Raw genomic sequence first — 25,322 nt, 5'->3', positions numbered from 1 at the left:
GCCTTGGCGAGTTATAGATGTATAACCGTGCAGTTCAGCCTATCCTTGAACGTGAACGCATAGGAAAACACGCCCGCCTGCTCCAGCCACTCGCCAAACGGCAGCCCGGATGCCACCACGTCGGCCACCGCCACCTCGCGCCTTTCGCCCTGCCAGCAGCCGCCCCATCGTGTGGGAAGCGGTAGCCGCGCCCACCCGCTCAAATCGGCCAGCAACGTGAGCAGCGATTGCAACGCAGCCTGCTGCCCTTGTGGGTCGAATTGGCACTGAAATCCATTCAGCCCCAAGTGTTTGGACTTATACTTTGAGCGGTTAGGGATGCACAACGGATTGCCGGCCATGCGGCTCAGTATTGCTTTTTCCATATATTGCTCGAATTCGAGTGTTTGTAGCGATGGCAACATCCGTTCAAGCATTGGCCATTGGAAAAACCGCGCTACCCATTCCTCCACATTGTCGCGGTAATGTTGGGCATTCACAAAAGTGGAATCAGCCAGCCAGACCAACCCTTCCGCTACTCGTTCGAGATTTTTTTCCTCAAAAAGCCAAAGCAACAGGTGAATGGTAGCCAACGGGTATTTCCGCCTAAACCCCTGCCGAATCGAAAATCCACGCAGCGCGTTGGGGTTGAGCGAATGAGTGTGTCCCGGAAGTTCATCATCGCTCGCGCAGGCAATGATATGATGTCCCAAACTTGGAATCGCCGCGTGATAAATATCCAAATCCACCGCAAACAACCTCCCCGCAAGCAGTTTTTCCCGGAAATCCGTGGCATCCCCAGCGTGCCACAAGCGCGTGTATTGGCAATAAACCCCAACTACTGGCCACCCAAAACGCTGATGCAGGTACATCGCCGACAGCAGGCTGTCCAAGTCGTCGCCAATGACCGTGCCCTCCACATAGTCGGGTCGTGCGAACGGCAGAAACGCGGCGCATATCTCGTCGCGGTCGCGGCAGTCGGTGTTGGCAAGAACGGGCATACAACGGGTATTGGATAGCGTTGCAAAAGAAAGAAAAATTACGGGTTGAAGGGGCTGAATGAGCCAAAGTGGGCGTTGTTGGCATCCAAGTCATGGCTTTTAGGCCAGAACGTTCAGAAAAGTGCGCCGAACCTTCCCATATGTTTTTTTACACGGCAAACGCTGTACTCAAAGGAGCGTAAATTATCGAAAACCAAAACTCTGTGCCTCTGTGCCTCTGTGTTTTCTCATTGTCTTAATTGGGATGACACAGTCTTGTGAACGCCCTCGGGGCGAAGCGCTGATTACAATCACTTCGTTGTGTGACAATTGTCCATCAAGGAAAACGAGGGGCAGGCGTAGCTTTGTGCTTGTTACAAAGCGAGTATTCCATGAAATATCAAATTCTCATCGTCGGCGGCGGCAACGCTGGGCTTTCCGTGGCCGCCCAGCTGCTTCGCAAAAAACCAAAACTCAAACTCGGCATCATCGAACCTTCGGATAAACACTACTATCAGCCCGCTTGGACAATGGTGGGCGGCGGTGTTTATGACGTGGCCGACACGATTCGCAACGAAGCGGACTACATTCCCAAAGGCGCTGAATGGCTCAAGGGTGCCGTCGCCACATTTCAGCCAGAGGCCAACACCGTGGTCACCCGCGACGGCAAAGTCATCGGCTACGACTACCTGATTGTCTGCCCCGGCATTCAGCTCAACTGGCACCAAATCGAAGGCTTGCCCGAAACGCTGGGGAAAAACGGAGTATGCAGCGTGTATTCACACCTTTACGCGCCTTACACATTCGAGTGCTTGAAAAATCTGAAAGAAGGCGGCACGGCGATTTTCACGGCTGCGAGCGGGGCGGTGAAATGCGGCGGCGCACCACAAAAAATCATGTACCTCGCAGGCGACCACATCCGCCGGGCAGGGCTTTCCGACAAAGTGAAGTTGGAATTTTGCAGCGGCGGCACCGTGATTTTCGGCATTGAAAAATACGCCAAAACGCTCCGCAAAGTGGTGGAGCGCTACCGCATCGCCACCCATTTCAAACACGACCTCATCCGCGTGAGCGGCCCCGCGCACGAGGCCACGTTCAAAGTGACCGCCCCCGACGGCTCAGTGTCGGAAATTACCAAACATTTTGATATGCTTCACATCACGCCGCCGCAAAGCGCCCCAGACTTTGTGCGCAACAGCCCCCTCGCCAACGAAAAAGGATGGGTGGACGTGGACAAACTCACCCTACAGCACCGCAAATACCCCAACATCTTTTCACTCGGCGATGCCTCCGGTATGCCCAATTCCAAGACGGGTGCCGCCGTGCGCAAACAAGCCCCCGTGCTCGTGCAAAACCTGCTCGCCGCGATGGATGGCCGAACCCCTTCCGCACAATACAACGGCTACAGCTCCTGCCCCATCATCACGGGCTATGGCAAACTCATGCTCGCCGAATTCGACTACGACAACAACCCTATGGAGACCTTCCCCTTCGACCAGTCGAAAGAACGCTGGACCATGTGGGTGCTCAAGCGATACATTCTGCCGTGGCTTTATTGGAACAGAATTTTAAAAGGGACGATGTAGATGGGGGTAAAGGGCAGTGCAACATCGTTTTTTTACACATTCCTCCCCATCTATCAAAAAAGCCTGCCCGCCCTCTTCACTGTTCCGCTTGTTTTTCAAACAATTCCGCATAGTAGCCGCCCAAAGCGAGCAACTCCTCATGCGTGCCTTCCTCTGCGATGCGGTGGTTGTCGAGCACGATGATTTTGTCGAACTGCAACATGGAATAAATGCGATGCGTGATGATGATGGCTGTCTTGTCGGCCAATGCCGTCTCCAAATAGCCAAGTATCTGGCTCTCCGTGTTGGTGTCCACCGCCGAGAGGCAGTCGTCGAGCAAGACCACGTCGGGTTGTTTGGCAAAAGCGCGAGCGATGCTCACGCGCTGTTTTTGGCCGCCTGAAAGCGTCACGCCACGCTCTCCGACCAGCGTGTCGTAGCCTTCCGGCAAATCCATGATGTCGTTGTGCACCGCGGCGCTTTTTGCGTAAAAAACAGCCTCCTCGCGTTCAATGCCCTCTTTGCCAAAAGCAATGTTGCCATAGACGGAGTCGGAAAACAAAAACACATCTTGGGGGACATACCCAATGCGACGGCGCAATTGGGACAGGTCGTGTTCGCGGATGTCCTTGCCATCTATCAGGATGCGGCCTTCCGTCGCGTCGTACATCCGCACCAACAAATCCGCGAGGGTCGTCTTGCCGCTGCCCGTCCGACCAATAATGGCCATTTTTTGGCCGGGCATAATTTCAAACGATACATTATCAAGGGCTTTGATGCCGGTGTCGGGATACACAAAGGAGACATTCTCAAAGCGGATATGGCCGCTAAGGCTGTAGTCCAAAGGCTGTTGGCCGTTGGGTTCTGTATGGGCAATTGCCGAAGATGGCTGACTGGCCACTGGGTTAGTGATGATGGGTTGTGTTTTCAAAAATTCATTGATGCGCTTTTGTGAGGCCGCGGCCTGCTGGGTCAGCGAGGCAATCCACCCAATGGCCGTCACTGGCCAAGTCAGCATATTGATGTAAATGACAAACTCGGCGATATTGCCCGCCGTTGCTTTGCCTTCCACCACAAGCAAGCCCCCGACATACACCGTGATGATAGTGCTCACGCCAATCATCAGCGCCATCAACGGGAAAAAAAAGGCATCAATCCGAATCAATTTGAGCGACTTTTGGCGAAATTCCTCGCTTTGAGCGGCAAACCAGCGTCCCATCGCTTTTTCCTGCACATAACTTTTCACCACCCGAATACCGCTGTAAACCTCTTGCGCCGTGCTAGTGAGCACCGCCAATTGCTGCTGGATTTTTTCGCTGCGGCGATTGATGAGCGTGCTGACCCAATAAATCGAGATGCTCAAAAAAGGCAACGGCAGCAGCGACCACAGCGTGAGCGTAAGGCTCACATTGAGCATGGAGGATATGGTCAGAATGAAAAGAAAAATCAGGTCAAGGCCATACAAAATGGTGGGGCCGAGGAACATCCGAACCTTCGACACGTCTTCCGAAATGCGCGACATGAGGTCGCCCGTGCTATTTCGCTTGTAAAAAGCGAGGTCGAGTTTTTCATAATGCGCGAACATTTCCTTGCGCATATCGTATTCGATAAGGCGGCTCACCACGATAATCGTTTGCCGCATGAAAAACATGAACAAACCCATCAGCAGCGCCAAACCAATGACAGCCCCACCAAACCAAGCGATTTGCCGCCCCAGCTCGCCAAACGCTTCTGGGTGCGCCGCTATGCCGCCGTGTTCCTTGTAGTAGCCGACGCGCTCCACCACGGTGTCGAGCGCGTTGCGAATCACTTTGGGTTGCCAAACCCTGAACCAGTTAGCCAGCCCCACGAACAAAATGCCCAACAGCAAGCGCCATCGGTATTTCCAGAAAAATTTGTTGAGATATGATAGGTGTTTCATGCGGCAGGGTAAACAAGCTTAGTGTGCAAGGGTTCGAGCAAGCGGGCAAAAACATACCCGGACTGACGATGACTTGAGCCAGCCAAGCCATTTTTCCATAGACACGGTGCCTCGCAACTTGGTGGCAGGGGCGTATTTTGGGAATTGGGCGTACCTTGCGCCGCCTTGCCATGAAAAGGTCGAACGGCATATAAATAATACCCAATATCCGGCTACTGTCTGTTTTTTTTGTCATGTTGGAAACATCCGTCCGCTTGCAAGTACACCGCGATTTTTCCTTACAAGGCAGGCAGCAACCTTCAAACCCACTCCATGCGCACTGACGTCAACACCCTCGGCGAATTTGGCCTCATCGAACACCTCACGCAGGATTTTCCCTTGCGACAACCATCCACCATTAAAGGCGTGGGCGACGACGCGGCAGTCATTGACAACGGCGGCCTATGCACCGTCGTCAGCACCGATATGCTCGTCGAAGGCATCCATTTCGACCTCGCATACATGCCGCTCAAACATCTTGGCTACAAATCCGTGGTGGTCAACCTGTCGGACATTTACGCCATGAACGCCTTCCCGCGCCAAATTACCGTCTCCATCGCCATCTCCAATCGTTTTTCCGTGGAGGCGCTCGACGAGCTCTACGCGGGCATTCGGGCCGCCTGCGACGCTTACGGCGTGGACCTCGTGGGAGGCGACACTTCTTCCTCGCTCAAGGGCCTTATCGTCAGCGTCACGGCCATTGGCCAATGCGAAAAAAGCCAACTCGTCTATCGGTCGGGCGCACGCCCCGGCGACCTCGTCTGCATCACCGGCGACCTCGGAGCCGCCTATCTCGGCCTGCAATTGCTGGAAAGAGAAAAGCGGATTTGGCAGGAAAACCCCGACGTGCAACCCGATTTGGAAGGGCAGAAATATGTGGTGGGGCGACAACTCAAACCCGAAGCCCGCAGAGACATGATTGAGACATTCAGAAAAATACCGCTCAAACCAACTGCCATGATTGACATCTCGGATGGGCTGGCTTCCGAGATTTTTCATATTTGCAAACAAAGCAAAGTCGGGGCATTGGTAGAAGAAAGCGGCGTGCCCATCCATCAGGAAGCCCAATTGCTTGCGCTCAAATTCAAGCTCGACCCCATCACCTGCGCCCTCAACGGCGGCGAGGACTACGAGCTCCTGTTCACCATTGACCCCAACGATGTGGACAAGGTGAAATTCCTGCCGGACATCTACATCGCAGGCGAAATTTTGGAGGCCAAAGACGGCATCAAACTCAACACCAAAGGTGGCAACCTGCACGATTTGAAGGCGCAAGGGTGGGTGCACTTTTGAATGTTGAATAGGTGTGACAAGCACGGTTCTACCTACGTTTTTAAGCAACTACTCAGGCGGGGACAGCACCCCGAGACACACTCCGGATGCCCCCCACGAAACGATATCGAGCATCTCCGCCCACTTTTCGGGGCGCTGCCCTTGCCAAAGTACTTACATGGTTTCTAAAAAAACTGCCGCGTGAACTGGCCATCCGCACTCAAAGCATTCCGCGCCTACCTGCTTCTCGAACGTTCGCTCAGCGCCAACACAGCGGAGGCGTACCTCAACGACGTGCAAAAATTTGTGCGGTACCTCGAAATCGAACAAATAGACCTTCCTCCGTTGGCCGTGCGGCAAAGCGATTTGGAAAAATTCATTTTTTGGGTCAACAAACTGGGGCTGGAAGCCAGTAGCCAATCGCGGCTCATCTCCGGGTTGCGGGCGTTCTACAAATTTTTGATGGTGGAGGATATGACGGACGACGACCCCACCGAATTGCTCGAAAGCCCGCGCCTGCGCCGAAAAATGCCAGTGGTGTTGTCCGTCCACGAAATACAAGCCATGCTGGCTGCCATTGACCTCTCCGAGCCACAAGGCACGCGCAACCGCGCCATTGTGGAGATGCTCTACGCTTGTGGGCTGCGGGCGAGCGAATTGGTCAACCTCAAACTCACCAACCTCTTCCTCGAAACTGGTTTTCTGAAAGTCGTGGGCAAAAACGACAAAGAGCGGTTGGTGCCGATTGGCTACGAAGCCGTGAAATACCTGAATCTTTATCTTGAGCACATTCGCAGTCAGCAAGACAACATTCACCCCGGTCAGGAGAACATCGTTTTTCTCAACCGGCGCGGGCATCGCCTCACCCGCGTCATGGTATTCCACATCGTGAAGGCATTGGCTGAAAAAGCAGGCATCGCCAAACGTATCAGCCCACACACCTTTCGCCACTCGTTCGCCACGCATCTCGTGGAAGGCGGTGCCGACCTCAAAGCCGTGCAGGATATGTTGGGACACGAGAGCATCACGACCACCGAAATTTACACACACTTGGACACCGAATACCTCAAAGAAACCATCAATCTCTTCCACCCGAGAGTGCGCATGGCGCTCGAGGCAACGAACAAAGCAACGTGAGTGGCCGGCCAGCCTCTATTTTGGGAAATACCGAATTGCATACTTTTGCCCTCAATAGACTTGTGGCAGAGGCTGCCTTGGCGAAGAGACCGCCACAAGTCCAATCTTGACACACCAGCAAGCGTATCACCACCTTTCATGCACAAACCACTCTTCAAAATCCGCGAAAACGGTTGTTTCGGGTTCATCAACGCCCACGGCGAGGTGGTGATAGAGCCGCAGTATTTGGAGGTGAGCGAATTCAAAAACGGCTTTGCCGCCGCTCGGCTCAATGGGCAGTGGGCGCTGCTTGATGCGGCAGGTCGTCTGTCTATCAAGCGCCTATATCGTTCGTTGGGTTTTTTCGAGGAAGGTCTTGCACGTGCCCAGTGGGTGCGGGCATGGGGCTACACCGACGGTCGAGGCAATGTGGCCATCCCGCCAATGTTCGAGGAAGCAGGTGATTTCTGTGGCGGCTTGGCCCCTGTCGCCTTCGAGGGGCGTGCGGGCTTCATCAATCAAACAGGGCAGTTTGTCATAAAACCCAACTTTTCCGCCACTGGCAATTTCCGCGATGGGCTGGCTCCTGCCGCCGATGGCGACCAATGGGGATTCGTCAACACACAGGGCCAATTCGAGATTGAGCCAGCATGGGACACGGCGCAGCCATTTCAGGGAAATGTGGCGGTGGTGATGCGCGGAGGCCTGTGGGGACTTGTCAACCGGGCGGGGCAGGCGGTGGTGTTGCCTCAGTTCGAATTTGTGAAGGGGCATGCGCACGGAGAGTTTTTCGATGGCATGGCGCTGGCCTACCAAGATGGCAAGTACGGCTTCGTGAGCCAGCAAGGAGCCATAGCCGTGGAGCCGATGTTCGACCTCGCGGGCGATTTTGGCGAAGGATTGGCACTCGTGGAAATCAACGGCGCTTATGGGTACATTGACAAAACGGGCAAGCTCGTCATCATGCCAAAATTCGAGGATGCCGGAGTGTTCTCCGACGGGCTGGCACAGGTGCGCATCAATGGGCGCTGGGGATACATCAACACGGAAGGGCAAGTCGTCATACCAGCCACCTACGACTCGGCCACGCCTTTCCGCGATGGGTTGGCATTGGTCATTTCAGACGGCAAGTGGTGCTACATTGACCGCTTCGGCGGCGCGATTTGGAGAGAGGCTAGCTGAAAGCGAGGCCCGTGTCGTTGCCACCTTTGTTTGTCGCCCATTTTACATTTCTAAAAATTGTGAGGCCGAATCGTGTTGAGCGGTTCGGCCTTTTGCTTACCAATTTTGGAGGATTTGGCCCCTTTTTAGGCAATTTTGGCGCTTTTGGGCGGCGGATTATACGAAGTCTTATCCGTTAAAAAAAATTTAATGAAAAATTTTTTTTGTTAAAACGCTATGTACGCTCGCTACTGGCACGGGGTTCGCAAGTCTGTATCTCGTTCACGTTTTTTTTAAATCACGCATCCACCATTTAACCAAAACTAATTAGCCATGACACATTTCAAAAAAATCGCACTCCTGTTCGCGCTTGCCCTCCCCCTCATAGCGGCAGGCCAAAGAAAAGAGCCGAGCGTCGTTGCGGAAGGCTTCGTGGTGGACCGCGCCAGCGGAGCGCCGCTCAATCAAGCCGTCGTGACGGTCTATGACGACGTGATGATTCTCCCGCTTGCCTTTGCCGCTACCGACGACGAAGGATATTTCTCCATCGAGGTGCCAAAGGTAGAGCGCTACAAGATTCTCGCAGACCGCCAAACCTTCTTCATGAAGGACGTGGTGATGGCCCCCGACAAGAATGGCAAGCTGAAAGCCAAACTGGGGCTGGAGCGCAAGCCGGGTTATGTGTTCGACATCACCTTGTTCGACAAGGCGTATGAGCACAACCCCATCAACACCCTCCGCGACTGCAAGGTGGAAATCTACAACAATACCACCAAAACGCAGGAACTCACGCTCGAGAAATGGCCCAAGGCCACCTTCAATTTCTCCTTCGCCGAAGGCAATCACTACACCATCTTGGTGCGCAAACCGGGCTACCTCAACCACCGCGTGGAAGTGTACGTCAACGTGAATGGTTGTATCCTCTGCGTGGACGGCATGGGGGTGAAAGAGCCAGACGTTGTGCCATTGATGACCCACGGCAACGAGGTGGGCTACTTCTTGGGTGCCATTGACCTCGACTCGCTCCACATCGGCAAACGCTTCGAGTTCAAAAATCTTTACTACGACTTCAACAAATGGGACATTCGTCCTGATGCCGCCAAAAATCTTGACAAGTTGGCAACCTTTTTGAAAGACAATCCGGGGCTGAAATTCGAGCTCGGCTCGCATACCGATTCGCGTGGCTCTGATGCCTACAACCTGACACTCTCGGACAAACGCGCAAAATCCGCCGTTGACTACATGATTGCCAACTGCGGCGTTGACCCCGAATCCATCACGGCCAAAGGCTACGGAGAGACCCAACTAATCAACAAATGCGGCAACGGGGTAGCGTGCTCTGAATACGAACATCAGCTCAACCGCCGCACCGAAATCAAAATCACTGGCTGGAACGACAAAGACCCCCTCTGGGACCGCAGCCTCAAAGAAATCATCGAAGACAAAAACCTGTACAAACGAATCATCGAGCAAGAAAAAGCTCGCAAACGCAAAGAACTCACAAGCCGCAAATAACCAACCCACGAACAGTATTCTTTCAATCCACTCTCAAATCTGATTTGCCATGAATATCATCTTGAATTTCAACAATCAACTCGCGCTGTCCCTCCTGTTTGTCGCAAACGTGGCGACTGCCCAAAATGAAATCCACTCCACAGCCACCGATTTCAAGTACGGCAACACCACCGTCGTTTACACGAAAAGCGACAATTACAACGACCAAGCTATCTTGTCCCAATTGGGCGACATCTATGGTGTCGGCGACGTGGTGCGCATCGCAGTGGCTCAACCCGGCCAGCCTACCGACATGCTGGCCTCCGAAGACCCTGCCATCCTCTTCGCCATGCCCAAGCCCCCTAAAGCGGATGCGCCCAAATCGGTCGTGATGGAAACGCCCAAAAAAGTCGAGCCAATGAAAGTGTCGCTCAGGGAGCCAATAGCAGCGGCGCCCGAAAAGGCACCAGTATCAGTTTCGGCCAAACTTGGTGGCAAGACCCTCAGAAAAGGCAGCATTTTCCGCTTGGAGAAACTCTACTTCGATGCCGACAAATCCGAGTTGAAAGCAGAAAGCGAGTTCGAACTCGAGCGCCTGTTCGAGTTCCTCAATGAACACCAAAGCATCACCATCGAAGTACGCGGGCACACCAACAACCAAATGTGGCCCAACGTGGATTTTGCCAACACGCTCTCCACCGAACGCGCCAAGGCCGTCGCCGAATGGCTCATTGAAAAAGGTATCGCTGCCGAGCGAGTCCAATACAAAGGTTTTGGCTGGACGATGCCAGTAGAACCGAACGTGACACCCGAAGGTCGCAAAAAGAACCAGCGCGTGGAAGTGAAAGTGCTGAGCATGTGACGCCGAACGGTTCCGCGCCGTTTTCAAAAAAAGATAACGGGAGAAAGAGACAACGCAGCAAGCGCCTCCACATCCCGATTGTTCCATGAGGTTTAGTGAATCCGTCTTGCGGCACAGGCTGTGAGGCGGATTTTTTTATGCCTGCCGAAACGAAGCCCAAGCGCGTTCGGCCAGCTGTTGGGTCAATTGCTCGATGTAATAACTACCTGCTGCCGCGTCCGGGATTTCGTCGAAAAAACCCTCCATTTTCAGAAGATGCTGCACGTTGCGAGCGATGCGGCGACTGAAAGGCTTCGAATAAGTCGCCAGCGCCTCCCGACCCTCATCGTATGGCAGCACAGTCAGCCTGTCAGCTCCGCCCAACACCGCCGACATTGCCATCGTAGTGGCGCGAATCATGTTCGTGTATAGTTCGTCAGAATATGCCTCTGGCCGAAACGAGACCTCCACCACCGGATATTCGAGCGGTACCCCCCAAGCTTGCAGGGCATTCAACCACAACAACTTGAGCGCCCGAATACGCGCAATTTCGAGAAAATAACTTTTTTCAATGACAACGGACAGCTGCAACGCACCAGCTACCGCCGACGCAGACAAACCACGTTCAGTAAGTTTCTGAAAGTACAAGTTGGCGTGTTTCAATCCTGCTCCCAAAGTTTCGGCGGAAGGGGATGAAAGGACTGCAATCGTCACCAATTTGAACTGAGGGAATTGTGTGTTCGCAAAACCCAGCAAATCAACCAAATAGCGCCAGTCCACAATGCCTGCCGAGGTAGCCGGGTCGTATGCAAAAGAGCCGCGCAGTTGCTGGGGCGGGGTGTCGCGCTGCTGCGCCAGACGCTCCAAAAAGCCCAACACCAGCCCCGGGTTACCGCGTACTCCAGCGCCTGCAAAATGCAGCCCGATGAAATCAAGATGGATTTTTTCAAAAACCTGCTGAAAATCAGCCCAATTGGGAGAAGTTTCAAAAATGAAGCGCAGCCCCTCGGCACCTCCTTCCAGCGCCTCCAAGGCTCGGAGATTGGCTGCCACGGGGTCGGCCACCAGCACGTCCTCACAGATTTCCCAATGGGCGGGTCGTCCGAGCATCGGCTTGGGCGGCTGGGCAAAATCGTCCGCATGTGCAAAAGGCGACACCCGCAAGCCCTCATCCAACATCCAGTCAAGTTCCTCCAATGGCCTGCCTTTCAAGTCTTTGGCAATCTGCCGGAGCCACGCTTCCTTGCTGACGGGCGGAAAATCGGAGAAAAAATTATCGCTTACTGTCATGGCTATCCGTTTTGCAATGTTCCATTGTTAGGATATGGGAACACGGTATTTACCCTGCAAAAGTAGAATTTCCTGCCTGCTGCCCGACCATCAAATTTCATTTGCAATTCATCATTCGGCCACAAACCTTTTTTCCAAAACCCTGTTTACCTTTGCACTTGATTAAATCTAAATAAAGCACATGGAAAAGCGCCGACTCATATATTTGGACAATAATGCCACCACACCTTGCGACCCTCGTGTGGTGGATGCGATGGTGCCCTATTTTTACGAGAAACACGGCAACGCGGCCAGCCGTAGCCACCAATTTGGCTGGGAAGCAGAAGATGCGGTAGATTATGCCCGCGAACAAATCGCCGCGCTGCTGGAAGCGGAAGACAAGGAAATCATCTTCACATCGGGGGCCACTGAGAGCAACAACCTCGCGCTCAAAGGCGTGTTTGAGATGTACGCCAAAAAAGGAAACCACATCATCACCGCCGAAACCGAACACAAAGCCATTCTCGACACGTGCAAACACTTGGAAAAGATGGGGGCAGAAATCACTTACCTGAAAGTGAAAGAAGACGGGCTGGTGGACCTTGCCGAACTGGAAGCCGCCATCAAGCCGACCACCATCTTAGTGTCCATCATGTGGGCCAACAATGAGACGGGAGTGATTCAGCCCATGCGCGAAATCGCCTTGATATGTGAAAAACACGGGGTACTGTTCCATTCTGACGCCACGCAGGCGGTGGGCAAAATCCCGACCCTCCCGCGTGAGGTCGGTATTCACCTCATGTCGTTCACGGCACATAAAATGTACGGACCAAAAGGCGTGGGCGCGCTCTATGTGAGCCGAAAAAATCCCCGCGTGAAAGTCACCGCTCAAATGGACGGTGGCGGCCACGAACGCGGAATGCGCTCCGGCACGCTCAACGTGCCGGGCATCGTAGGCTTCGGCAAGGCTGCCGAGCTTGCCAAAGCCGAGATGCACGAGGACGCGGAGCGTCTGAAAAGATTGCGCGACAAGCTCGAGCAAGCATTGACCCAGCTCGAAGAAACAAAAGTCAACGGCAACATCAATAGCCGTATGCCACACGTCACCAACATCTCTTTCAAACATGTTGAAGGCGAGGGGCTGATGATGACGTTCAACCAAAACATCGCCGTATCGTCAGGTTCGGCCTGCACGTCCGCCTCGCTCGAACCATCCTATGTGTTGGTGGGTATGGGCTTGGGCGACGATTTGGCTCACTCGTCCATTCGCTTTTCGTTGGGGCGTTTCACGACCGAAGAAGAGGTGGACTACGCTATCAAAGCCGTCGCCGAAGGTGTCAACCACATGCGCGAGCTAAGTCCGATTTGGGAAATGTATAAAGATGGAGTGGATTTGACGAAAATTGAGTGGGCAGCGCATTGATTGAATTTGATAATTGGGGAGTGAGAGAAAATTGATTTTGGGACTTCAGTTTTGCACAAATTTTCATTCACCAAAAATTGCGACGGAAAATGCCAGTACAAAGCCCTCCCGACCCGTTTACTCAACTTATTTACAGAATCTACTACACTGTGAAGGGGTTTTGGTATTCGATTTTCAGGAAGACAAAAACTTGACACGCATTTTTCAGGATTGAAACAAACATCTCCCGATAACGGGGGCGAACAAAAATCAACAAACCAACAACGCTTATTGACATGGCATATTCAACAAAAGTCCTCGACCATTTCAAGAACCCGCGCAACGTGGGTGTCCTGAACAAAGACGCCAAAAATGTGGGTACCGGCCTCGTGGGGGCTCCCGAGTGCGGCGACGTGATGCGTCTCCAAATAGAAGTAGATGAGGAAACAGGTGTCATCCGCGATGCCAAATTCAAAACGTTTGGTTGCGGCTCTGCCATCGCTTCCTCGTCGCTCGCTACCGAATGGCTCAAAGGCAAAAGCCTCGACGAGGCCATGACCATTGACAACATGGACATCGTGGAAGAATTGGCGCTCCCGCCCGTGAAAATCCACTGCTCCGTGTTGGCCGAAGACGCTATCAAGGCGGCCATCAAAGACTATCAGACCAAAAACGGCATTGCTGCCGAAGCAAAAGTGGAGGCCGCGAGCGCTTGATTTTTCAAAACGTTCGACACGTCTCCTGCAAGACGTGTCTTTCAATTCGTTCGTATAAAATGATTTACGTAGCAGACAGCGCCAAGCAAAAAATTCAGGAAGTCCGTCAGTCGAGCAAACTGTCCGACGAGTACTTCATTCGAGTGAGCGTCACCAGCGGCGGATGCTCCGGTCTGTCTTACAAGTTGGATTTTGACAATGAAGCAAAACCCAACGACCAAATTTTTGAGGACAACGGCGTGAAAGTGGTGACCGACCTCAAAAGTTTTCTGTACCTGTTCAACACCACGCTGGAGTTCAGCGGCGGGCTGAATGGCAAAGGCTTCACCTTCAACAATCCCAACGCCACGCGCACCTGCGGTTGCGGTGAAAGTTTTGCGGTATAGTGCGGGGCAGTAGAGGGTTTTTTCGGAACAGGATGAATGAATTTTAATGCAGAGGCCGCACCATGCGGCCTTTTTTTGTTGACAAACAGTATTAGACTTGTTGCGGTGGAGGGCTTTGGCGAAGGGAAAGCCCTTTTTCCGACTGGCTTCGTCAAATTTTTCGCCGAATATACCCGATTTCGACTGCAAAATTTGCCTTGCCAGTCGAAAAAATGACAATCCCCTTCACTCAAAGCCCTCCACCGCAACAAGTCTATTCGCACTTAGAGTAACTTCGCGTCGGCTTTTTTACCGAACAACTTTTGCCATGAAAGCATTGAAATTTATTCTCTACACCATTTTGGGTCTCGGCGGGCTGTGGATGCTTCTAGGGATTTTTGCAAAAAAGGAATATCGAATAGAGCGCAGCACAGAGATTGACGCGCCCCGCGACATCGTATATGAGCAGGTCCGATTGTTCAAAAATTTCAAAAACTGGTCGCCATGGCACGTCTATGACCCATACCTGAAAACCGAAATCATCGGCACGGATGGCGAACCGGGTGCTCTGTACTCTTGGAGCGGCAACAAAAAAGTAGGTACCGGCACTCAAAAACTCAAATCTGCCTCGCCGGAACGCGTCGAATTGGAAGTGCAATTTTCGGAATGGGGTACTTCGCCAGCCTATTTTGTGCTGAAAGACAACGGCAGCACTACCCACGTCACTTGGACGCTCGACATGCACGTTCCTTTCCCGTGGAATGCCTTTGCCATGCTGACCGACGTGAACGCTTTCGTGGGGCGCGACTTTGCTGATGGGCTAAAGCATTTGAAAAGCGTCTGCGAACAAATCGCGCACCCCAAGTTCAGGGGCTATGTGGTGGTAGAAACCGAATTGCCCACGCTTCACTACGTGGGTGTGCGCAGTGTGTTGGACACCATAGACATCCACACCTATTTCGCATCCCAATTCCCCGCGCTCATGGATTTGACAACGGAAAAGAAACTGACCGTGGCAGGGATGCCTTCCGGCTTGTTTTGGCAATGGGGCGAACAAACCGATGTGGCAGCGGCCATCCCCGTAGAGGAAAACACTAAATTGGATAGCGTGGAGACATTCTCATTGGGAGGAAAAGCGTTGATGGTTGACTATTTTGGCCCCCATTTTCAGACGATGGAGGCACATCTCGCCATAGACGATTACATGAACGCAAAAAAACTGCAAAGCAAATTGCCTGTGGTGGAGGAGTATGTCACCAACCCAGTGGAAGAACCCGATACCGCCTTGTGGCTGACACGCATCATCTATTTCGTGGAACCCAAGCCTGATTCTACAGCGACGGATAAAAAGTAATCCCCCTTTCCAAATGTCGTGAATTTGCATTTTAGCCGACAAAAACCATTTCTGGCAATATTTTGGCAAAATAGCCCAGCGGAATTACATAGTTTTGCACACGTAACGGCTGACTTATGTCTCACGGTCTTCAATCCATATTGTTCGCTATCATCATACTGCTATTGGCGGAAGACTTTCAGCATCTGCTGAAGGCCGACCACGTTTTGGATGGTCAGACATTGAGCGAACAAATCGCTGATTTTGAGGACAGCGAAGAAGATGCAGAAAACAAGACACAAAAAAGCGAAGAAAACGAATCCGAAAAACGAGATAAAGACGAAAACAACTATCTGCCTCCTGCCTATCTCCTCAAAGCAGGCCGCCTACTGGCAAATACAAAATCCAGCCTCGTGCTCGCCCCCATATCCGAAATGGCGCACGAGTTGGAGAGCCCTCCTCCCGAAGTTTAAGTGAACGAATAAGGCTTCAAGCCTCTATCTCGGTTGGACGAATCCGCGCTGTCGGGTCGTGCCCGCATTTTCACTTAAACCCACGCTTCCCACTATCATGCAATCTTCTCATCAGAACTGGCAGTCTTTGACACCAGAAGATGTCCGCGAATTGTTGCAAGAAGGCAACGAACGCTTTCTCAACAACCCACACCATGGCCGCATCCTTTTCCAAATTTTGAAGGAAACCGAGGCGCGGCGCAAACCACTGGCGGCGGTGCTCAGCTGTAGCGATATGGATATGTCGCCCGAACTGATTTTTGACCAAGGCATGGGCGACATCTTCAACATCCGCTTGGCTGGTCACGCCGTTTGTGCCGACGCTTTGGGCAGCGTGGAATACGCTTGCGCCGGTTTAGGCTCAAAACTAATCGTGGTGTTGGGACACACCCGTTGCAGCGTGGTCGAGGCTGCTTGCGACGACATTTCGTTCGGGAATATGGCCGGGCTGACGGAACGCCTCCGCCTCTCCATTTTGGCCGAAACAGAAACGCTACCTGAGGGACGCCATTCAAAAAACAAACGCTTCGTAAAAAACGTGGCGCGGCAACACATACTGCGCACCATGGAGCACATCATTCGGTCGAGTTCCATCATCCGAGAATTGATAGAGCAAGAAGACCTGAACCTCGTGGGAGCTATGTATGGAATGGAAACAGGCAAGATAACTTTCATGAGTAAGGATGGCCGACAAATGCTGGCCAGCCTCTTCCCCAAATACGCCCGACAAAATAGCTATTGGTGAGTCATCATCACGCAAAATAAAGATTTTCCCAGAGGTCGTGAGAATGCATGAAAATGTGAAAGTTGGTGACAATTAGGAAAGTCCTCCGCAGCAAAGGCTTGCGGGGGGCTTTTTGTTTTCAGCGCCTATCGCAAGGCTTCTTCTATAAGCAAGGCAAAAAACTCGCCCAGCGGCCATCCATGCGCTTGTGCCTGCTGCGGCACGATGCTCGCGGGCGAAATGCCCGGTATCGTGTTGGCTTCCAAAAAGTGAAAAGTGCCGTCCACCAAAATATAGTCAAAACGCACCACCCCCCGGCAGCGCAAGGCTTCATACAGGAATCGAGAGCGTTCCTGGCATTGGCGGGCCAGTTCGGGTGGCAAATCGGCAGGTGTAACCTCCTGCGATTTTCCTTCGTATTTAGCAGCAAAATCAAAAAACTCCGTTTCCGGGATAATCTCCGTCACGGGCAGTGCCACTATCCGCCCATCCACTTGAAGCACCCCGTTGGAAAATTCCCTGCCGGGCAAAAAACTTTCCACCACCACTTCCGTGTCGAATCGAAAAGCCTCTTCAATGGCCACCGGAAGCGCGTCGAACGTTTTCACTTTCGTGACCCCAAAACTGGAACCATGCGTGTTGGGCTTCACAAAAAGGGGCAAGCCCAAAGCCAGCAGCTGCGTTTCATCCAACTTGATGCCTCGGCGCAACAACACCGACCGAGCCATCGGCACCGTGCCATATTGCGCCAATTGCATCTTCGTGTTGTGCTTGTTCATCGTGAGTGCGCTCACATAGCCGTCGCAGCAAGTGTAAGGGATGCCCAACATCTCCAAATATCCCTGCATCCTGCCATCTTCGAGCGGGGTGCCGTGCAGCGCGGCAAATGCGCAATCGAAGCGAATGCGCTCGCCGTGCAAGGTGAGTGAAAAGTCGTTTTTGTCCACCTGAACACCAGAATCCATCTCGCGCCAATCGGCCTTTTGAACATCAATGAGGAAAGAGCGATAGCGAGATTTGGGCAGATGCTCGCGCACGACGGCACCGCTTTTGAGCGAGATGACCCGTTCTTCCGAATCGCCGCCAGTAAGGATGGCTATGTTTTGCATTGTTCGTTGATTTGTCCGCCCGATGAGGTGTTCGGACGGGTGATTCGTTGATTTGGAGTGAGGGGCAAAGATATGTGTGAATTAAAGTTCCGTTAAGCCTTAAACACCCGCTTCTTTTAATCGTCTCTGTGCGGTGGCATTCCACCGAAACACAAAACACCATCTATGGTATGAGTCAGAAACTGCAACATCTCCTTTGGCGCTTTGGCTTTGGCCCGCGCACCAAGAGCTGGGACAATTGGGCCTCCCTGCCCGAAAACACTTGGTGGCCCAAGCTCCGCGACGAATCGCTGGCCGCCAAGCCCGTCTATTTTGATGTGGCTGACAGCGCCGTCAAAGGGCTGCTCATGGGAATCGGCGAAATCGGCAAAATGGAGCGAAAAGACCTCGATACCGCCGACAGAAAAGAAATCCGCGAGAAAAGCCGCGACAACCTGCGCAGCCTCAACATGCTTTGGCTGGAAGAAATGACGCACTCCAAAGCACAGCTCCGCGAGAAAATGGCGCTTTTCTGGCACGGGCACTTCGCCAGCCGCAACATCAACATCCTCTACCAACAGCAGATGCTGCACGTCGTCCGCGAACACGCACTGGGCAATTTTGGCGACCTGCTGCGCGGAGTGTCCAAATCGGCGGCCATGCTCGCTTTCCTGAACAACCAACAAAACAAAAAGAAGCACCCCAACGAAAACTTTGCCCGCGAGGTGATGGAACTCTTCACCCTCGGGCGCGGACACTACACCGAGCAGGATGTCAAGGAAGCCGCCCGTGCCTTCACGGGTTGGGGCTTTCGGCTCAACGGCGACTTTGTGTTCAGAAAAATAGACCACGACGACGGCACCAAAACCGTGTTGGGCAAAACGGGCAAACTCAACGGCGACGATGTGCTCCACATCCTGTTGGAAAAAAGAGAGACGGCCCGGTTCATCGTCAGAAAAATCTACAAATATCTCGTGAACGACACCCTCGTGCCGGAAGACCGCATAGCTTGGCTCGCCGACCGATTCTACGACAGTGGCTACCAAATCATGCGATTGCTCGAAGACATCGCTCGCTCCGATTGGTTTTATGCCCCCGAAAACACTGGCAACAAAATCAAGTCGCCCGTCGAGCTCTGGGTCGGCATACGCCGCGCATTACCGCTTGAGTTGGACCATCCCGAAAGCCAAATGGTGCTCCAGCGCGCCCTCGGCCAGATACTCTTTTTCCCGCCCAATGTGGCAGGATGGCCCGGTGGCAAAAATTGGATAGACAGCAGCTCGCTCATTCTGCGTCTGCGCCTGCCGCAGATGCTGTTCGCGCAAAGCGACCTCGACGTGGACACCAAAGACGACGACGACCAGCAAATGGGACAGGGCAGGCCGAACATCGCCAAACGTGGGCTCGCCGCCACCGTAGAGTGGCAACCCGTGTTGGATTTGTTCAAAAAAACACCTGAACATGAACTGACGACCACCATGGCTCAATATCTGTGGGCAATGCCAGACCCCAAGCCGCCAGTCAGCATTTTGCGGCAACACACCGACCGCAGCCACCGAGCATCGCTCGTGAAAACAACCCTGATTCAACTCATGGCTACCCCCGAATACCAGCTATCCTAACCCCCAGAGCAAACCCTTCATCAACTTAACTATGCTTATCAAGCGCCGCGATTTCCTCAAGAGCAGCTCCTTGGCCACCGCCTCGCTCATGCTGCCCAAATTTTTGAAAGCCTTCGAAGCGCCGGGTGTGTTGCCCTTCAAAGGAAAGACCCTCGTTGTGTTGCAGCTCAGCGGTGGCAACGACGGCCTGAACACCCTCGTGCCGACGCGCAACGACATCTACTACAAACAGCGCCCGCGCTTGGCCATCAAGCAAGCAGAAGCGCTGGCCTTGAACTCGGAGTGCGGCCTGCACCCTTCGCTCATCGGGCTGAAAAGTCTTTGGGACGAAGGCCAGCTGGCTATACTCAACAGCGTGGGTTATCCCAACCCCGACCGCTCGCATTTTCGGAGCATGGACATCTGGCATTCGGCCAGCCCTGCCGACCGATATTGGCAAACTGGTTGGTTGGGGCGCTACCTCGACGCACAATGCGCGGGCAATGCCCCCGCGAAAGGCTCGTGCAGTAGCGTTGCCTTGGAAATTGACGACACCCTTAGCCTTGCGCTCAAAGGAGAGCAGGTGAAAGGCTTGGCCATGCAGGATGCACAAAAACTTCATCGGGCGACACGCAGCCCGTTTTTCACGGCCTATTCGGAAGCACACGGCCCTGTCCACGACGACGAGGCCCCCATTGATTATCTCTACAAAACACTCGCGGAGACGCTCTCCAGCGCCGAATACCTTTTTCAGCAAAGCCGCAAAAAAACGCTCGCCGCTACTTATCCCAACACGGGCTTGGGCAAAAACCTCAAGACCATCGCTTCGCTGATTTTAGCCGATACCGACACGGCGATTTACTACGTCTCGCTCGGCAGTTTTGATACCCACGTCAACCAGGGGGGGCAGCAGAAGCGCCTGTTCGTGGAGATGAACGACGCGCTTGCGGCATTTGCCAAAGACATGAAAGCCAACGGAAAATGGAACGAGGTGCTCGTGACGACCTTCTCGGAGTTTGGTCGCCGGGTGTCGCAGAACGCCTCCGGGGGCACCGACCACGGCACGGCCAACTTGATGTTTTTCATGGGGGGCGGGTTGAAACAACAAGGGCTGCTCAACCCGCTGCCCGACTTGGGCGACTTGGATGAGGGCGACTTGAAATTCAAGGTGGACTTCAGGCGGGTGTATGCCACGCTGCTCGAAGGGTGGCTGGGCGCGGACGCGAAGACGATTCTGGGCGAGGCGTTTGAGCCATTGGGGGTGGTTTGACCAATATGGCGCGCACTATCTATCAAGTTGTACCAGCGTGACATACTTCGCGCCGCCAAGTCTTGGGCATGGCTAAAAGCGCAATCTGTTCAAAATCAGGGAGAGCGAGCATGGTCCTCCAGCTATTCTCGGTTTGTAAGAGACATCATCTTTTGAGGAACGAAAAAGGTGGCGCCTCGGCCTATTTTTGAGATGTTACCCCTCCATTCCTCCGGGATGGCACCTCAGAACCCGACAAGACGAGAATCGCTGATGGCCCTCTGGCAAACTCTAACGAGTCATGGTACAATGTCAGCGTTGGCTCACCAAATTCTCCCCCGTCATCTCCTTTCCTTTTTCCATGCCCATCAAGGCCAGCAAGGTTGGGGCCACGTCGGCCAATCGTCCGTTTTTCAGTTTTTCGTGGCCGGTCAGGTGTTGGCTGACGAGGATGCAGGGCACAGGGTTCTTTGTGTGAGCCGTGTTGGGTGTGCCGTCCTCGTTGACCATGTAGTCCGAGTTGCCGTGGTCGGCGATGATGAGGCAAGCGTAGTCGTGTTCGAGCGCGAGCGGGATGATTTGGCTTAGGCATTGGTCCACCGTCTCGGCGGCTTTCATGGCGGCAGCGAACACCCCCGTGTGCCCCACCATGTCCGTGTTGGCGAAGTTGAGGCAAATGAAATCGGGCTCGTTTTCTCGAATGTCCTTCATAATTGCGTCCCGGATATCGGGTGCGCTCATTTCGGGTTGGAGGTCGTAGGTAGCCACTTTGGGGGAAGGGCAAAGGAGGCGACGCTCGCCCTTGAAAGGCTCCTCGCGCCCGCCGGAAAAGAAGAAGGTGACGTGTGGGTATTTTTCCGTCTCGGCGATGCGTACTTGGGTTTTTCCTGCTTTTTCCAAAATCTCGCCCATCGTCATGCGCACGTCGTCTTTTTCAAACATCACCCGCACGTTGCGGAAGGTCTCGTCGTAGCGCGTCATGGTGACATAGTGAAGCGGCAGGGTGTGCATATTGTATTCGTGCATATCCGCCTGTGTGAGCACTTGGGTGATTTCGCGGCAGCGGTCGGTGCGGAAGTTGAAAGCTATGACCACGTCTCCTTCGTCGAGCGTGGCTCTTTGCTCCATGTTTGTTGTGAGCATTGGTTTCAAAAACTCGTCAGTCACGCCTGCCTCATAGCTTTTCCGAATGGCGGCGGGGAAGTCGTTCACCTGTTCGCCACTCCCGTTCACAAGCAAATCGTAGGCGAGCTTGATGCGTTCCCAGCGTTTGTCGCGGTCCATGGCGTAGTAGCGACCGACGACGGAGGCGAGTTTTACCGGTTGGTCTTCAATGTGTCTCAATAAATCTTCGACGAATCCCGCGCCGCTCTTGGGGTCGCAGTCGCGCCCGTCCGTGAAGGCATGGATGAGGACGCGCTGATTGCCGTTTTCGGTGGCGATGTCGCAGAGTGCCTTCAAGTGCTCGATGTGGGAGTGCACGCCGCCGTCGCTGACAAGCCCCATGAAATGGACGGTTTTCCCGGTCGTTTTTGCGTAATCAAGCGCTTCGAGCAATGCCTTGTTGTTATGGAGTTCCCGCTCGCGGACGGCTTTGTTGATGCGTGCCAGTTCTTGCCACACGATGCGCCCGGCACCGATGTTGAGGTGGCCGACTTCCGAGTTACCCATCTGCCCGTCGGGCAAGCCCACATCCTCGCCGTGGGTGATGAGGGTGCTGTGTGGGTATTCTTTCCACAGGTGGTCGAAATAGGGGGTGTTGGCTTGTTTGATGGCATCGGCTTCGGGCTTGGTGCCGATGCCCCATCCGTCGAGTATGAGCAGAAATGCTTTTTTTGTCATGGTGCGTTGCTTGCGATTTCGCTGGCAAAGTAACGCTGAATGTGTTTCATCCTGAAAACAAAAAAGCCCGACTGACCATTGTCAGCCGAGCTTATTGGGTTCGTTTTGTTTCGCCCCTGTCTGGAAATTACTTGCCAGCCGCTTTTTTGGTGGCAGGCTTTTTCGCAGCGACAGGCTCGGCAGCCGTTTTAGCGGCGGGTTTTTTGTCGGCCTTAGGCTCAGCCGCTTTTTTGGCGGCGGGTTTTTTGTCAGCTACAGGCTCCGCTTTTTTGGCGGCGGGTTGGGCAGCGGGTTTTTCGTCTTGGATGGTAGCGCCCATGAGGTATTGCTCTTCCACCACTTTGCCGTCTTTCCAAGTGCGGCGAATGACTTCGTTGAAAACGAGGTGGTTGCCAAGTTTATCGGTGAAGTCGAACACGAACTGGGAGTCGGTGGCGTTTTTGCCCACTTTCGAGGCGATGCGCTCGATGCGATTGACGGAAGCGAGGCTGTCGAAAAACCAGCGGAGGGCTTCTGCTTTTTGGGCTTTGTTTTGGGTCTTATCAGCCGAAGTGCTAAAAGTGACACAGTTGTCAGCGGCAAATTGGTCAAAAGCGGCGATGATGTCCCCCTTTACGATTTGCGCGTCAAGTGCGTCTACGAGTTGATTCAAAGTCATTTTCAAACTATGATTGGTGAACGAATAACGGCGCAAAGGTACTATAATTTATCTTTGCCAAATAAAAATTGGAAAGGCATATTTTTGTTAAGTTATTGTGAAATTAAAATTTGTTAAAAATGTGTCTCTTGCATTTCAGTAGGCCTTTGGCCTCACTTGTCGCTTCTTTTTCTAATTTTTGAAATTTTTGATAAAACATAATTTTGAGAATAGGCCTTTGGCGGACAATGATTTTGAAAACTAAAAAAGGCGCTCGCCAACACGGCGAGCGCCTTTCGCAATAGGCGTAAAATTTTATTTCACGTCTTCGGTTTTTTTGCCCGCTGCTTTTATGAGGAAAAACAGCGAGGTGCCTACTATTAGGAAGCTGACCACCGAGTTGATGAAATTGCCAATCATGATACTCTCGCCAATCTTGATGCCTGAAAAATCGGGATTGCCGCTTATCATGCCAATAATTGGCGTGACGACATCGCTTACCAATGACTTGACGACATCATTGAAGGCGCCACCGATGATGAACGCCACGGCGAGCGTGATGACATCGCCGCGAAGAAGAAAGTTCTTGAGCTCCTGTAACATTGTTTTTTCGTTTTGATTAGAAAAATAGTGAGAATCTTCGGCGGTAAAAATAGCCATTTGCCTTACATTCTATGTCGTTTCCACAAATTTTCATCGAGATGCGGGCTGTTCGCGGGGTGTTTTTTTGTGAGTGTGCGGAGAATTGGTTGTCGGTGGCAAATTGAGCCAAGTTTTGCTGGCAAAACTCCCGGTAGTTGTTTCCTTTGCGCTTTCTTCATTGTGCGGCGGTGTTTGTTTGGGAGCAATGTGGTGGTCAGCGTCGTCCTTTTCAAAAGTTAAACCGAAATGTTTGTCAAAATCATCAGCGCATGGGAGCGTGTCGTTTCTGACAAGATGCCCGCCTTGATGCGCTCCGCTACCGAGCTGGCACCCGAAAAAACATCCGAGTCAGTTGTGGCTTCTCCTGTCTCCACTCCCCGCCCCAAACGTCTTTACGCTGACTACATTCGCACTTGTGCCGCGCTGGGTGTTGTCCTCATTCATGCTACCGGGACTTACCTGTTCAATTTCAATCCCGATACTCCTTTTGATGCGCGCTGGTGGACGGGCAACGTCTGTAGTAGCTTGGTGCGTTGGGCCACGCCATTTTTTATCTTGTTGAGCGGCAGTTTTATGCTAAGCCCTTCGAGGCCGGAGACGACTAAGGAGTTTTTGCTCAAGCGGGTGCGACGGGTGCTACAGCCTTTTGCGTTTTGGGCGCTAGTGTATCTGGCTTATCAGTATCGTGGTTCGTTCACGGGCATCGGTTTTCCCGGTCTGGGGGAGGTGCTGCACAAGATATTTTTTCAGGATGTCTATTATCATTTGTGGTTTATCCCGATGATTATGGGTTTGTATCTGCTCACGCCCACTTTCCGCATTTTTGTGAAAAATGCCAGCAGGGCGGATATCGAGTATTTTTTGGTGGTAGCCTTTACATTCACGGCGTTTCAGCATCTGCTGCCGGGCTTTTTTGTGTTCAAATATGTGGGTTGGTTGGGCTTTATAGGGTTCTATGTGCTGGGGTATTATCTCAGCACATACACGTTGCGCCCATTGGTGAGGAAGTGGCTGTATGGCTTGGGTTTGCTCGCGCCGGTGTTCACGGCTATTGGCACATGGTGGGTCTCGATGGACACGGGGGCGCACGACCAAAAGTTTTACATCTATTCCAGTCCGAATGTGGTGATTATGACGGCTGCGCTATTTGCTTGGTTCAAGGAGTATGATTGGGAGGCTTTTGCTGTGCGCCACCCCAAAGTGGATGGGTTGGTGCGCCAGTTTGCCGCGCTCAGTTTCGGCATTTATTTCGTGCACGTCTTGATATTGGATGTCTTGAAAAACGGCTATCTCGCCGGAATACGCATCAGCGCGGATTTTTTCTTTGGCTACGCTGTGCATCCGGTCTTGGGGGCTTTGCTCCAATGGGTGTCGGCGGTGCTTTTGTCGGTGGGCGTCATTTACCTTTTGAGTAAAATAAAGGGTGCCAAAAAGTGGCTGATGTGAAGGCCTCTTGCCAAAAACGATGGGGGTCATTGCGGGTTGTTTCGCGCGGATTGTAGGACAAGACTTGTCGCATTCAATCGGGAAAGCAACCCTCAATGACCCCTTCTATTCGGATAGTGCCGGATGGC

23 protein-coding genes are annotated in these 25,322 nt (G+C 53.0%); 15 read left to right on the top strand and 8 right to left on the bottom strand.

Features of this window, described 5'->3' with window-relative positions; genetic code table 11:
• Positions 1-11: 11 nt before the first annotated feature.
• Entirely contained in the window at positions 12-980 is a 969-nt protein-coding gene (locus KIS77_17305; protein ID MCW5924083.1) for a hypothetical protein, read from the bottom strand.
• A gap of 371 nt (positions 981-1,351) precedes the next feature.
• On the opposite strand from KIS77_17305, the gene KIS77_17300 reads away from it, so the two are divergent.
• Positions 1,352-2,545 carry an NAD(P)/FAD-dependent oxidoreductase gene (locus tag KIS77_17300; GenBank protein MCW5924082.1) on the top strand — a complete coding sequence of 398 codons (1,194 nt, stop codon included), beginning with the start codon at positions 1,352-1,354 and terminating at the stop codon, positions 2,543-2,545.
• Between the two features lie 76 nt (positions 2,546-2,621).
• On the opposite strand, the gene KIS77_17295 is transcribed toward KIS77_17300, so the two are convergent.
• Positions 2,622-4,445 carry an ABC transporter ATP-binding protein gene (locus KIS77_17295; GenBank protein ID MCW5924081.1) on the bottom strand — a complete coding sequence of 608 codons (1,824 nt, stop codon included), beginning with the start codon at positions 4,443-4,445 and terminating at the stop codon, positions 2,622-2,624.
• On the bottom strand, positions 4,360-4,680 hold the full coding sequence (locus KIS77_17290; protein MCW5924080.1) for a hypothetical protein: 321 nt from the start codon (positions 4,678-4,680) through the stop codon (positions 4,360-4,362). Before KIS77_17290 ends, KIS77_17295 begins: the two co-directional genes overlap by 86 nt.
• A 77-nt stretch (positions 4,681-4,757) precedes the next feature.
• Between KIS77_17290 and thiL the strand changes: the two genes are divergently transcribed.
• The 5 genes from thiL to KIS77_17265 all read left to right on the top strand — a co-directional run bounded on the left by thiL (position 4,758) and on the right by KIS77_17265 (position 10,389).
• Positions 4,758-5,777 (top strand): thiamine-phosphate kinase, encoded by a 1,020-nt coding sequence (gene thiL / locus KIS77_17285; GenBank protein ID MCW5924079.1) that lies wholly within the window; start codon positions 4,758-4,760, stop codon positions 5,775-5,777.
• A 180-nt stretch (positions 5,778-5,957) separates the two neighbouring features.
• Positions 5,958-6,893 carry a site-specific tyrosine recombinase XerD gene (xerD, locus tag KIS77_17280; GenBank protein ID MCW5924078.1) on the top strand — a complete coding sequence of 312 codons (936 nt, stop codon included), beginning with the start codon at positions 5,958-5,960 and terminating at the stop codon, positions 6,891-6,893.
• Positions 6,894-7,031: 138 nt separating this feature from the next.
• A complete protein-coding gene (locus KIS77_17275; protein ID MCW5924077.1) occupies positions 7,032-8,054 on the top strand; it encodes a WG repeat-containing protein in 1,023 nt (340 codons plus the stop codon).
• 312 nt (positions 8,055-8,366) lie between these two features.
• The gene (locus KIS77_17270) at positions 8,367-9,548 is read left to right on the top strand and encodes an OmpA family protein (GenBank protein MCW5924076.1); all 1,182 of its coding nucleotides are present in this window, start codon (positions 8,367-8,369) and stop codon (positions 9,546-9,548) included.
• 49 nt (positions 9,549-9,597) lie between these two features.
• Positions 9,598-10,389 carry an OmpA family protein gene (locus KIS77_17265; GenBank protein ID MCW5924075.1) on the top strand — a complete coding sequence of 264 codons (792 nt, stop codon included), beginning with the start codon at positions 9,598-9,600 and terminating at the stop codon, positions 10,387-10,389.
• 135 nt (positions 10,390-10,524) lie between these two features.
• Here KIS77_17265 and KIS77_17260 read toward each other — a convergent pair whose 3' ends face one another.
• On the bottom strand, positions 10,525-11,658 hold the full coding sequence (locus KIS77_17260; protein ID MCW5924074.1) for a hypothetical protein: 1,134 nt from the start codon (positions 11,656-11,658) through the stop codon (positions 10,525-10,527).
• A 181-nt stretch (positions 11,659-11,839) separates the two neighbouring features.
• On the opposite strand from KIS77_17260, the gene KIS77_17255 reads away from it, so the two are divergent.
• The 6 genes from KIS77_17255 to KIS77_17230 all read left to right on the top strand — a co-directional run bounded on the left by KIS77_17255 (position 11,840) and on the right by KIS77_17230 (position 16,710).
• On the top strand, positions 11,840-13,060 hold the full coding sequence (locus KIS77_17255) for an IscS subfamily cysteine desulfurase (protein MCW5924073.1): 1,221 nt from the start codon (positions 11,840-11,842) through the stop codon (positions 13,058-13,060).
• A gap of 275 nt (positions 13,061-13,335) precedes the next feature.
• On the top strand, positions 13,336-13,755 hold the full coding sequence (iscU, locus tag KIS77_17250; protein MCW5924072.1) for a Fe-S cluster assembly scaffold IscU: 420 nt from the start codon (positions 13,336-13,338) through the stop codon (positions 13,753-13,755).
• A 59-nt stretch (positions 13,756-13,814) separates the two neighbouring features.
• Positions 13,815-14,141 carry an iron-sulfur cluster assembly accessory protein gene (locus KIS77_17245; GenBank protein ID MCW5924071.1) on the top strand — a complete coding sequence of 109 codons (327 nt, stop codon included), beginning with the start codon at positions 13,815-13,817 and terminating at the stop codon, positions 14,139-14,141.
• Between the two features lie 307 nt (positions 14,142-14,448).
• Positions 14,449-15,474, top strand: coding sequence for an SRPBCC family protein (locus KIS77_17240; GenBank protein MCW5924070.1), 1,026 nt, complete (start codon positions 14,449-14,451; stop codon positions 15,472-15,474).
• Between the two features lie 116 nt (positions 15,475-15,590).
• Entirely contained in the window at positions 15,591-15,926 is a 336-nt protein-coding gene (locus tag KIS77_17235; protein MCW5924069.1) for a hypothetical protein, read from the top strand.
• A gap of 97 nt (positions 15,927-16,023) precedes the next feature.
• Positions 16,024-16,710, top strand: coding sequence for a carbonic anhydrase (locus KIS77_17230; GenBank protein ID MCW5924068.1), 687 nt, complete (start codon positions 16,024-16,026; stop codon positions 16,708-16,710).
• Between the two features lie 125 nt (positions 16,711-16,835).
• On the opposite strand, the gene KIS77_17225 is transcribed toward KIS77_17230, so the two are convergent.
• Positions 16,836-17,798 carry a D-alanine--D-alanine ligase gene (locus KIS77_17225; protein MCW5924067.1) on the bottom strand — a complete coding sequence of 321 codons (963 nt, stop codon included), beginning with the start codon at positions 17,796-17,798 and terminating at the stop codon, positions 16,836-16,838.
• A gap of 170 nt (positions 17,799-17,968) precedes the next feature.
• Here KIS77_17225 and KIS77_17220 point away from each other — a divergent pair, with 170 nt between their 5' ends.
• Both KIS77_17220 and KIS77_17215 read left to right on the top strand, forming a co-directional pair.
• The gene (locus KIS77_17220; protein MCW5924066.1) at positions 17,969-19,399 is read left to right on the top strand and encodes a DUF1800 domain-containing protein; all 1,431 of its coding nucleotides are present in this window, start codon (positions 17,969-17,971) and stop codon (positions 19,397-19,399) included.
• Between the two features lie 37 nt (positions 19,400-19,436).
• Positions 19,437-20,648, top strand: coding sequence for a DUF1501 domain-containing protein (locus tag KIS77_17215; protein ID MCW5924065.1), 1,212 nt, complete (start codon positions 19,437-19,439; stop codon positions 20,646-20,648).
• Positions 20,649-20,939: 291 nt separating this feature from the next.
• On the opposite strand, the gene gpmI is transcribed toward KIS77_17215, so the two are convergent.
• From gpmI to mscL, 3 genes are all read right to left on the bottom strand, one after another.
• Positions 20,940-22,469 carry a 2,3-bisphosphoglycerate-independent phosphoglycerate mutase gene (gpmI, locus tag KIS77_17210; GenBank protein MCW5924064.1) on the bottom strand — a complete coding sequence of 510 codons (1,530 nt, stop codon included), beginning with the start codon at positions 22,467-22,469 and terminating at the stop codon, positions 20,940-20,942.
• A gap of 127 nt (positions 22,470-22,596) precedes the next feature.
• Positions 22,597-23,127 (bottom strand): hypothetical protein, encoded by a 531-nt coding sequence (locus tag KIS77_17205; protein MCW5924063.1) that lies wholly within the window; start codon positions 23,125-23,127, stop codon positions 22,597-22,599.
• Between the two features lie 294 nt (positions 23,128-23,421).
• A complete protein-coding gene (gene mscL / locus KIS77_17200; protein ID MCW5924062.1) occupies positions 23,422-23,709 on the bottom strand; it encodes a large conductance mechanosensitive channel protein MscL in 288 nt (95 codons plus the stop codon).
• Between the two features lie 285 nt (positions 23,710-23,994).
• Here mscL and KIS77_17195 point away from each other — a divergent pair, with 285 nt between their 5' ends.
• Positions 23,995-25,194, top strand: a complete 1,200-nt coding sequence (locus KIS77_17195) for an acyltransferase family protein (protein MCW5924061.1) — start codon at positions 23,995-23,997, stop codon at positions 25,192-25,194.
• Positions 25,195-25,322 lie beyond the last annotated feature (128 nt).

It is taken from the genome of Saprospiraceae bacterium (assembly GCA_026129545.1).
GTDB lineage: Bacteria > Bacteroidota > Bacteroidia > Chitinophagales > Saprospiraceae > M3007.
The sequence above is the reverse complement of the archived record's forward strand: the minus strand, read 5'-3'. Positions and strand labels throughout refer to the sequence as shown.